8 protein-coding genes and 1 pseudogene are annotated in these 10,360 nt (G+C 51.0%); 6 read left to right on the top strand and 3 right to left on the bottom strand.

Annotated features, from left to right (window positions below; translation table 11 throughout):
- Window positions 1-356 precede the first annotated feature (356 nt).
- The 5 genes from J5224_RS22390 to fdhE all read left to right on the top strand — a co-directional run bounded on the left by J5224_RS22390 (window position 357) and on the right by fdhE (window position 7,152).
- The gene (locus tag J5224_RS22390) at window positions 357-1,103 is read left to right on the top strand and encodes a glutamine amidotransferase (RefSeq protein WP_264627456.1); all 747 of its coding nucleotides are present in this window, start codon (window positions 357-359) and stop codon (window positions 1,101-1,103) included.
- 477 nt (window positions 1,104-1,580) lie between these two features.
- Window positions 1,581-4,625: a formate dehydrogenase-N subunit alpha gene (gene fdnG, locus J5224_RS22385; RefSeq protein WP_264627455.1), complete on the top strand. Its 3,045-nt coding sequence runs from the start codon at window positions 1,581-1,583 to the stop codon at window positions 4,623-4,625.
- A gap of 12 nt (window positions 4,626-4,637) precedes the next feature.
- The gene (gene fdxH, locus J5224_RS22380; protein ID WP_264627454.1) at window positions 4,638-5,570 is read left to right on the top strand and encodes a formate dehydrogenase subunit beta; all 933 of its coding nucleotides are present in this window, start codon (window positions 4,638-4,640) and stop codon (window positions 5,568-5,570) included.
- Window positions 5,557-6,192 carry a formate dehydrogenase cytochrome b556 subunit gene (gene fdoI / locus J5224_RS22375; protein WP_264627453.1) on the top strand — a complete coding sequence of 212 codons (636 nt, stop codon included), beginning with the start codon at window positions 5,557-5,559 and terminating at the stop codon, window positions 6,190-6,192. The genes fdxH and fdoI overlap by 14 nt, the downstream gene beginning before the upstream one ends.
- Window positions 6,193-6,213: 21 nt before the next feature.
- Window positions 6,214-7,152, top strand: coding sequence for a formate dehydrogenase accessory protein FdhE (gene fdhE / locus J5224_RS22370; protein WP_264627452.1), 939 nt, complete (start codon window positions 6,214-6,216; stop codon window positions 7,150-7,152).
- A 37-nt stretch (window positions 7,153-7,189) separates the two neighbouring features.
- Here fdhE and J5224_RS22365 read toward each other — a convergent pair whose 3' ends face one another.
- The 3 genes from J5224_RS22365 to J5224_RS22355 form a co-directional block, all read right to left on the bottom strand.
- A complete protein-coding gene (locus tag J5224_RS22365) occupies window positions 7,190-7,528 on the bottom strand; it encodes a DUF202 domain-containing protein (RefSeq protein WP_264627451.1) in 339 nt (112 codons plus the stop codon).
- Window positions 7,521-7,895 carry a YidH family protein gene (locus tag J5224_RS22360; RefSeq protein ID WP_264627457.1) on the bottom strand — a complete coding sequence of 125 codons (375 nt, stop codon included), beginning with the start codon at window positions 7,893-7,895 and terminating at the stop codon, window positions 7,521-7,523. The genes J5224_RS22365 and J5224_RS22360 overlap by 8 nt, the downstream gene beginning before the upstream one ends.
- Window positions 7,896-8,075: 180 nt before the next feature.
- Window positions 8,076-9,416 carry a hypothetical protein gene (locus tag J5224_RS22355; RefSeq protein WP_264627450.1) on the bottom strand — a complete coding sequence of 447 codons (1,341 nt, stop codon included), beginning with the start codon at window positions 9,414-9,416 and terminating at the stop codon, window positions 8,076-8,078.
- Window positions 9,417-10,126: 710 nt separating this feature from the next.
- Between J5224_RS22355 and J5224_RS22350 the strand changes: the two are divergent.
- Window positions 10,127-10,360 (top strand): annotated as a pseudogene (locus J5224_RS22350) (alpha/beta hydrolase); the annotation flags it as partial.

Here is a 10,360-nt window from a genome sequence, read left to right as displayed (position 1 = left end):
AGGATGTGGCATTCGCGTTGGAGAAACTGCTGCTGCAACCAGTATTTGGCAATCAAATCTACAACCTGATCGATCCCAATCTTGATATGCCCGCAGTACGCTAACCGAGCGCCGTTATGAGCGTACCCGTTGCGTGTGTTGTGGTTAAGGCGCACGCAATGTTTCCTTCCTTCACATTCCTGCCATGTTAAGCCCACTCTATTAGTAGGATCCTTTATAGGTTTGGCCCGTCTATTGCCCTGAGCGTAAACCGGGTATTGTTCAAACGCCGGTATCGTGACAGGGGCCCAGCAGCATGGTAGGGTCAAAAGCAATGGCGGTAACGATCCGCGTATTGATAAGCAGGTAAGCGTAATATGGACAAAAAGCCGTTGTTGGTTATTCAAATGGGCGTGCCGCCGCAGCCGATTGCCCAAGCGGTTGGTGAACAGGATGCCTGGTTCAGTGCAGCACTGGCCGCGGAGCCGCGTGAGCTGCTGGTGGTTCGGCCAGAACGGGGAGAGCGCTTACCCCATACTGATGCGGTAGCCGGGGCGCTGATCACCGGTTCCTGGTCGATGGTGACAGACCGGTTGGATTGGAGCGAGTCAACGGCGGCCTGGCTACGTGAAGCATACCATGCCCAACTGCCCTTATTGGGGGTGTGTTATGGACACCAACTGTTAGCGGATGTGCTTGGCGGAACGGTTGCCGATAATCCCAAGGGAAAAGAAATTGGGCTGCAAACGGTAACGCTGACAGCGCAGGGAGTGAACGACCCGTTACTGCGCAATCATCCCGCGCACTTCGCTGCGTATTTGACACACCAGCAATCGGTACTGAGTCCGCCTCCGGGGGCGCAGGTGCTGGCCTATTCACAACAGGATGGTTGCCAAATTTTACGCTATGGCCCCCATGCACTTTCGGTGCAGTTCCACCCGGAATTTACCGCCGCGATCATGACGCAGTGCGTGCGTAACAGCGCCAATGCATTACGGGCCGCTGGGCATGATGTTGATCGTTTGCTGCAACTTGAGCAGGAGCCATACTGGGCGCGCCAACTCTTGCTCGACTTTGTGGCACAGATTGATGATCGCGATGCGAGCTTCATACCTGCGGCTTAACAGGCAACAACCAGCCATATTGAAAGATAATAACGGGTTGCAATAATCCAACCCGTTTATTTAATAAATATCCCTTCCTGTGCAACATAATTGCATTCCCTTCTCTTAAACATTCATAAGATATTAATAAAGCCCGGTAATATATTAATACTTTTTGAGTTTTTCTCTTTTGAATATCGTTATTTTCCGCAAAAAAACGATATGTAAGAAAATACATAACGAAAGATCTCTTATTCCCGATGCTATTGATAATTATTATCATTAATTGTGATCTGGTACGTGATTTGGTGATTTATTGCGCAAATATGTAATGTTTTTGTTGTTTTATTGATAATGGTTTGCTGTTTTTATATTTCGATGCATAATACTTAATAAGTATATGGTTTTATCCCCAATCCGGTTCTATCTTATTTATTAATTAAAACGAAATGCTATTTGCGCCACCAATTTTTGAGCAATGTGGGCTTAGGAGTTTTTATGCAAGTCAGCAGAAGACAATTCTTTAGAATATGTGCGGGCGGCATGGCGGGAACCACGGTAACCGCATTAGGTTTCTCTCCCGCCACGGCATTTGCCGAAACTCGACAATACAAACTGTTGCGTGCCAGAGAGACACGGAACAACTGTACCTATTGCTCCGTTGGGTGCGGTATTTTGATGTACAGCCGCGGTGATGGCGCCAAAAATGCGGTTGCCTCCATCTTCCATATCGAAGGCGATCCGGACCATCCGGTAAGCCGCGGATCGCTATGCCCAAAAGGGGCAGGACTGATTGACTTCATCCACAGCGACCAACGCTTGAAGCTGCCAGAGTACCGCGCGCCAGGCTCTGATAAGTGGGTGCCCATCAGTTGGAATGACGCCTTCGATCGTATTGCTCGCTTGATGAAAGCGGATCGCGATGCAAACTTTGTGGAGAAAAACAGCGCAGGCGTGACGGTTAACCGTTGGCTTACCACCGGAATGTTGTGCTCTTCTGCTGCCAGTAACGAAACCGGCGCATTGGATTATCGCTTCGCCCGTTCACTGGGCATGTTGGGAATGGATACGCAGGCGCGTTTGTGCCACGGGCCGACAGTTGCTGCGCTGGGTGCAACCTTTGGGCGCGGTGCGATGACCAACAACTGGGTTGATATTAAAAACGCCAATGTGATTCTGGTAATGGGCGGAAACCCGGCAGAAGCACACCCGGTGGGATTCAAATGGGCGGTTGAGGCCAAGGTGAAAAACGGCGCCCGTATGGTGGTGGTCGATCCGCGCTTTAACCGTACTGCCGCCGTCGCTGACATGTATTCTCCGATCCGGGCCGGCTCGGATATCACTTTCCTGCTCGGCGTGGTCAATTACCTGATCACGCAAGATAAAATTCAGCATCAATACGTGTTGTCCTACACCAATGCCAGTCTGCTGGTGCGGGAGGATTTTGCCTTTACCGACGGCCTGTTTAGCGGTTACAGCGAGAAAGACAGTAAATACGACAGCACCACCTGGAACTATGAGCTGGATGAAAACGGTTTCGCCAAGCGTGATATGACGCTGACGCACCCGCGCAGCGTATGGCAACAACTGAAACAGCATGTCAGTCGCTATACGCCGCAGTTGGTCACCGAGGTGTGCGGTACACCGCTTGACGATTTCATCAAAATTTGTGAACTGCTGGCGACCACCGCGGTACCCGATAAAACCGCCACTGTCCTCTACGCGCTGGGCTGGACGCAGCACACCACCGGCGCACAGATGATCCGCACCGCCGCCATGATTCAACTGCTGTTAGGCAATATCGGTATGGCGGGCGGCGGAGTGAATGCGCTGCGCGGGCACTCCAACATTCAGGGTTATACCGATCTTGGGCTGCTGTCGCTGCGCTTACCCGGCTACATGGATTTACCTTCAGAAAAGCAGACCACGCTGCAACAGTATTTGAGCGAAATTACCCCCAAAACGCTGCTGGCCGATCAGGTCAATTATTGGAAGAACACGCCCAAATTTTTTATTAGCCTGATGAAGAGCCTCTATGGCGACAAGGCGCAGAAGGAAAACGATTGGGGTTTTGACTGGTTGCCGAAGTGGGACAAGAGCTATGACGCGCTCAGCTATTCGCGTCTGATGCTGGCCGGCAAGGTGAACGGTTATATTGCGCAGGGCTTTAACCCGATGGCGGCGTTTGCCGATTCCAATCAGGCCCGTGAAGCGCTGAAGAAACTCAAATTTCTGGTGATTATCGATCCGCTGGCGACCGAAACCAGCAACTTTTGGCAAAATCACGGCGAACTGAACGATGTGGACCCCACCCAGATTCAGACTGAAGTGTTCCGTTTGCCGTCGAGCTGTTTTGCTGAGGAAAACGGTTCTATCGTCAACTCTGGCCGCTGGCTGCAATGGCACTTTGCCGGTGCGCAGCCACCGGGTGAGGCGTTGCATGATGGGGTTATTCTCTCCGGCATTTTGCTGCGCCTGCGTGAGATGTATGCCAAAGAAGGGGGGGCCAATCCAGCGCCTCTGCTAAACATGACCTGGAACTATGCGGACCCGGAAGATCCTACACCGGAGGAAGTGGCGAGAGAGGCCAACGGGTATGCATTGGAGGATGTCTTTGACGATCAGGGCAAGCAGATTCTGAAAAAAGGCCAACTGCTCGACAGTTTCGCCCAAATGCGTGATGACGGCACCACAGCCAGTTTCTGCTGGGTCTACGCCGGAAGCTGGACGGAAAAGGGCAACCAGATGGCCAACCGAGACAATGCGGATTCCGGCCTGGGTAATACGCCCGGTTGGTCTTGGGCATGGCCGCAGAATCGTCGCATTCTCTATAACCGCGCGTCGGCGGATGAAAGCGGACAACCGTGGGATCCAAAACGAGAAGTGGTGCGTTGGGATGGCAAACGCTGGACGGGCAGTGATGTGGCGGATTACAGCGCGGCGGCGCCAAACAGTGGTGTCGGCCCCTTTATCATGAATCAGGAGGGGCTAGGGCGGTTGTTTGCCATGACCAAAATGGTCGATGGTCCGTTCCCGGAACATTACGAGCCTGTCGAATCGCCGTTAAAACAGAACCCGTTGCATGCCAACGTGATGCACAACCCGGCGATGCGTCTGTTTGACGTGGACCGCCAGCGTATGGGAACACCGGACGAGTTTCCCTATGTAGCGACCACCTATTCGCTCACCGAGTTGTTCCGCCACTGGACCAAGCACGCGCGCCTGAATGCCATTGCGCAGCCCGAGCAGTTTGTCGAAATTGGCGAAGGGTTGGCGCAGCAGAAGGGCATTCGTGCGGGCGATACGGTGAAAGTCAGCAGCAAGCGCGGTTTTATCAAAGCCAAAGCGGTGGTGACCAAGCGTATTCGCACCCTGACGGTAGCCGGGCAAACGGTGGAGACCATCGGTATTCCCTGCCATTGGGGGTTTGAGGGCACCACACGTAAAGGGTATATGGCAAATATTCTTACGCCGCATGTGGGGGATGCCAATAGCCAAACCCCGGAATACAAGGCTTTTCTGGTCAACGTGGAAAAGGCGTAAGGGAGACAGCACATGGCAATGCAATCACAAGATGTTATTCGTCGTTCAGCGACCAGCGCTTTCACCCCGCCGCCGCAGGCCCGCGACCATCAGGCAGAAGTCGCCAAGCTTATCGACGTCACGACCTGCATCGGCTGTAAGGCCTGCCAGGTCGCCTGCTCTGAGTGGAATGATATCCGCGATGAGGTAGGCCACAACATTGGTGTTTATGACAACCCTATCGATCTGACGGCCAAATCCTGGACCGTGATGCGGTTTTCGGAAGTGGAGGAGAACGGCAAGCTGGAGTGGCTGATCCGTAAAGACGGCTGTATGCACTGTGCGGATCCTGGCTGCCTGAAGGCCTGCCCGGCAGAGGGGGCGATTATTCAGTATGCCAACGGCATCGTCGATTTTCAGTCCGAGCACTGTATCGGCTGTGGCTATTGTATCGCCGGTTGTCCGTTCGATGTGCCGCGGTTGAATAAAGATGATAACCGTGTTTACAAGTGTACGCTGTGTGTCGATCGCGTGGCAGTCGGGCAGGAGCCTGCCTGTGTTAAAACCTGTCCGACGGGCGCTATTCATTTTGGCACTAAAGACGACATGAAAACCCTGGCAGCAGAACGCGTGGTCGATCTCAAAGAGCGCGGTTACCAAAACGCCGGACTGTACGATCCCGCAGGCGTAGGTGGCACCCATGTGATGTACGTACTGCATCATGCCGACAGGCCGCAACTCTATCATGGTTTACCGGATAACCCGGCTATCAGCCCCACCGTGACCTTCTGGAAGGGGATTTGGAAACCGCTCGCCGCGATTGGTTTTGCGGTGACCTTTGCTGCCAGCGTCTTCCACTATGTCGGCGTTGGGCCTAATCGCGTCGAAGAAGAGGACGATGAGGACGAGGTAAAGGGTGAGGCGACTACCGCACAGCATGAGGGAAAACAGCATGAAAAAGAGTAATCGCATTCAGCGCTACAGCGCGCCTGAGCGTATTAACCACTGGATTGTGGCATTCTGCTTCGTGTTTGCTGCGATAAGCGGCTTAGGGTTTTTGTTCCCTTCGTTGAACTGGTTGCTGCATATTCTCGGCACGCCACAACTGGCGCGTATACTGCATCCGTTCGTTGGCGTGGTGATGTTTGTGGCCTTTTTGCTGATGTTCCTGCGTTACTGGAAACACAACCTGATCCAGCGCGATGATATTGAATGGGCCAAAAACATTCATAAAATTGCCAGAAATCAGGAAGTCGGTGATACAGGTCGGTATAATTTCGGGCAGAAGTGTGTGTTCTGGTTGGCCATCCTTTGCCTGGTGCTGCTGCTGGCGAGTGGCGTCGTGATGTGGCGTCCCTACTTTGCGCCAGCGTTTCCTATCCCGGTGATTCGTTTGGCCCTGCTGGTACACTCGCTGGCGGCCGTTGGTTTGATCCTGGTCATCATGGTGCATGTGTATGCGGCGCTATGGGTGAAAGGAACAATTACTGCTATGGTAGAAGGCTGGGTACCCGCGGCGTGGGCGAAGAAACATCATCCACGCTGGTATCGAGAGATTCAACGAAAACAACAAGAAAAACAACCGTAAACAACAGGATAAATCACCCGGATGAGTATTCGCATTGTCCCTCAGGATCAGTTGGAAAATAATGAAAAATCATCAACGGTGGGCGTGATCCCGCCGTTGTTGTTCGCTAATTTAAAGAGCCTGTACAGCAACCGTGCAGAGCGTCTGCGCCAATTGGCGGCTGACCATGCGCTCAGCGATTACCTGAATTTTGCTGCTGCCATGGTTGAGGCACAGCAGAAGGTGCTGCACGATCATCCGTTGCGTGTCGATTTGACCGATGTGTTGGAACAGGCGCAGCAGAGCCATCGCCCGCCGCTGGATGCCAGCGTGTTCCCACGTGATGCACACTGGCATACGCTGCTGCATGCGCTGATCGAAGAGTTGATGCCTGCCGCCAACGGTCAGGTGCTGACTACGCTGGAGCATCTGAAGAAAATGCCGGAGCAGGAGTGGGAAACATTGGCCGACAGCCTGCTAGCACACCAGTTTAACGGCGAAGATAACGATAAAGCGCCGTTTATCTGGGCTGCCCTTTCTCTCTATTGGGCGCAGATGGCGACGCAATTGCCCGGTAGAGCGAAAGCCGAAGTGGGTGAGCATCGTCAGTTCTGCCCGGTGTGTGGCGGCATTCCCGTTTCTGGTGTGGTGCAACTTGGGACCACCAGCGGCCTGCGTTATTTGCACTGCAACCTGTGCGAAAGTGAATGGCACATGGTGCGCGTGAAATGCAGTAACTGTGAGGCAACGGGCAATCTCAACTATTGGTCGTTAGACAGCGAAGAGTCAGCCATCAAGGCAGAAGGCTGCGGTGATTGCGGCACTTATATCAAGCTGCTGTATCAGGAGAAAGATCACCGTGTCGAAGCGGTAGCAGACGATCTCGCCTCACTGGTACTGGATATCAAAATGGAAGAAGAAGGATTCTCTCGCAGCAGCATCAACCCCTTCCTGTTTCCTGAGTACACCACGGCGGATTGATGTCATCGCGCACCGTTATTTATAACGGTGCGCGGCATTAGCGAGATAACGCATGCAGGAAGCTCCCTGCAAGCACTAATGCCGTCACGACCACCGAGGTGGAACAAAACGCGATGGCATAGCGCACCACTGTGGCGCCGAATGTTGGGCGCTGATGCGTAAAACGTAAGCGCCAAACGCTCATTGCCACCATCACAACGGCGAGTGCCAGCAGCAGTATGCTGCACAACAGCGCTAACCCTGAGTCGCGATTGAAACTAAAACGAAAACAGAGCAGGCTGACGATCAGTGCCAATAACACAGATCGTGACCAGGCCATGCCGGTTCGTTGGGGTTGCAGCCCCGGGTCGGGAGCAACGGGCATACGGTTAACCAACGATAACCACCACGGCCAGCACCAAGGCTATGACGGTAACAAACAGCGTCACCACCAGCAGCAGCGGGCTGTATGGCATGTCTTGTTGCTGGCGCATGGCATTTTCGCTCCGAGCCCAGCGAAAGTAGGCCAGCCCGCCGAGTACTGCGGCGCTCAGTACCAGTAATAGCGCCAGACTTTGCCGGACCATCGGCGTTGCCAGATTGACGGTGAACTGATCGATGGCAATGGCACCCGCTAAAAAGGCCAGAGCGGTTCGAATCCAGGCAAGAAAGGTGCGCTCGTTGGCCAGAGAAAAACGGTAATCAGGGGTTTTTCCTTGCTGCCACCAGGGCTTTTTCTCTGATGGTGATGGCGGTGTGGTCATCATTCTTCTTCACGATTGATAGGTGCTAACGCAGCCAGGCTGAACGGTATAAGGCAGCACCGGTTCATGGGGTGCGGCCATTTTACCTGTCGTTGTCGCATCTGTCAGGTGTGATGAGGGCTTTATTGCGAACGGCAGAGCAAGAAGACCAAATGGCTACCGCAGTCGGTGAAATGACGGTCAATTGTCTTGTAGGCCACCCGTAGTGAGATAGCGGATTAGCGTATTGATTTTTTCACTGCTCAGCATGGAGACGGGGGAGGTTGGCTGTAGGATCTCTTGAACCTGATTAAATAAAGCCAGCCGGGTCGGTTCTTGAGCGTTGTAGGCAAGGAGCAGCTTTTGCGCTAATGCCACATATTGCCCTTCGCTTATCAACGCAGGTGTCATCGTGCTGGCACTGTCAAGCACGCTCAGAATGTCATTCAGTTTATTGCGAACCTCAATATCAGGGAGTGTTTCACTCGCCGTTGCTTTTAGCGTTGCCAGAATCTGTATAATGTCATGTTTAAATTCATTGCTGATGACGTCACTACCCAGATTTTGTGTCAGCGAGATCAACATGGCCTCGTTGTCTTTCTTAATTAAGGTATACGTAACCGGTTGCCTGTTTTGGCGAGATGCTGAGTTAATAAATTGATTTTTCCTAATAATCGCCGTGATGCCGGCAATATCCATATCTGATGCCGCTGTTACACGCTCGCCGGTGGCAGAGGGTAAGGGCGAGGTGTTCAGTACTGTTGTCGCGTTGTGATTATATTTCTCCTGTTTCTTAATCTCTCTTAACATCAATTTCAGGTTTTTGATGGCGTTATTGTGAGAGTGGTTTGAGTTAACGTGGCGCAGGGCATCCTCAGCGGAGGATTGTTGCTGTTCCAGCACGGTATTCAATGCGGTGATCTGGCTGTTTATTTCACCGATACTTTGCTGGGTCTCTTTGATTGTGGTGGTAAAGGTATAATGCAATTGTGAGGTTTGCGCTTCAAATTGTGTCTTCGCTTGATTCGCCATTTCTCGGGTATGTACCAGGCAGTTGTTCATGGTCATTCTGCCGCCGGAGAGCGTGTCCGTGATGTAACCATCATATTCCTGTGTGATAGGCGTGGAACTACTCAATGCTATTTTATTCTCGGAACGCGGGATTTTATTGTTGATTCGAAGGATGTTTCGGTTACATTGCGACAGTGTGGCAATTAATTTATTTTTAAGCCGATGCAGCGTATTGTTGTAATACAGTCGGTTTTTTAATAAAAGAGATTCTTCTTGATCGAGACGTCCTTTAAGCAGTTTTATTGATGCTAACAGGTCACTTTTGGTTTCAGCAATGTCTACCAGTAGATCAACATTGAACGGGATTTTTTGGGTAATTTTTGCAATGTTTATTTCCGTGGCTGCATTTTTTATCGATAGTAGATTTTGAAGCGTAGGGATTAGTTTTTTTCTTTTTTCCTGATTACCATCACCTTTTTTGATGGTATTCGCGTAGTAGGTTGTGCTATTGGCGTTGAGTATACGTAGCATTTTATTATCCAACGATGATATATAAGGTCCTTGTTGAAGCGTAGCATGCGAATTTATGGGTTAATTACAAATAACGCTACGTTTCTCTATCCGGGGATAGTAGGTCTTTTTAATAAGTAAAAAAAGTGTGCCCATCGTGAAGTCATTTCCTTCTTTATTTTATAGGTCATTTTATAAGTAACTGATATGTGGCTGCATTCATCCTTCTTCATTCAGCTTGTCGGTATTTATTTAGTGACTGACTTCCGGCAACGAAAATGTTGTATGATGGATAACGGTGATAATAATAATTTTATATAACAATTCCTGATTATAGATGTGTCTTTGTATACAGTGTCAAAGGGTATTAGTGCACATTGTACATTGACATGTTATTTTATCTTCTTATCTCTGGTTGTTTATTTCTGCTTTCCTGACAACACGGTTATCTTTCAATGTCCTTTGTTGATAATAACTCTCAATTATAATCACCATGTTGTCATGGGAATCTGGCAACGCTCTACACGGCTAAAGGCGGTGAATGTGACGTTATAAGTAGACGTGGATTTTAAAACAAAAAAATCTTTTTATGGACGATTGCTATTTTAAAGTTGCCTGAAAGCGTGCGAAAAATGACGATCCGTTTCACAAGATGCGAGTATTCACATGAGATCAATCAGACGTGTTTTATTTCATCATTTAAGGTGACAGAGACGCTGCCCCAGGCTCCCGTGTTGTTTTTATCCGTGGGAGAGTGGGAACAATCGCTGGAGCGGTGGGAATTGGCGTTACCGGAGGTACAGCGCGAAGCGTTGCGGCAACATCGACGTCAGCGCCGGATGGTTGATGGCGTTCGTGAGCTGTCGTGGCGATTACAAGAGGCAGGCCGCGATAAGCTCGACGTTTCGCTTTTTATTCATGCCGGGCAGTCTCATCAATCCGTCCCGCTGCTTTCCTTACAGCAG

The organism is Candidatus Symbiopectobacterium sp. NZEC135 (assembly GCF_025962695.1).
This window is presented reverse-complemented; position numbering and strand designations above follow the sequence as displayed.

Bases quoted from the DNA above. Each gene is read 5' to 3' on its own strand.
- J5224_RS22390 (WP_264627456.1), top strand. From the start codon at position 357: ATGGACAAAAAGCCGTTGTTGGTTATTCAAATGGGCGTGCCGCCGCAG.
- fdnG (WP_264627455.1), top strand. From the start codon at position 1,581: ATGCAAGTCAGCAGAAGACAATTCTTTAGAATATGTGCGGGCGGCATG.
- fdxH (WP_264627454.1), top strand. From the start codon at position 4,638: ATGGCAATGCAATCACAAGATGTTATTCGTCGTTCAGCGACCAGCGCT.
- fdoI (WP_264627453.1), top strand. From the start codon at position 5,557: ATGAAAAAGAGTAATCGCATTCAGCGCTACAGCGCGCCTGAGCGTATT.
- fdhE (WP_264627452.1), top strand. From the start codon at position 6,214: ATGAGTATTCGCATTGTCCCTCAGGATCAGTTGGAAAATAATGAAAAA.
- J5224_RS22360 (WP_264627457.1), bottom strand. From the start codon at position 7,895: ATGACCACACCGCCATCACCATCAGAGAAAAAGCCCTGGTGGCAGCAA.
- J5224_RS22355 (WP_264627450.1), bottom strand. From the start codon at position 9,416: ATGCTACGTATACTCAACGCCAATAGCACAACCTACTACGCGAATACC.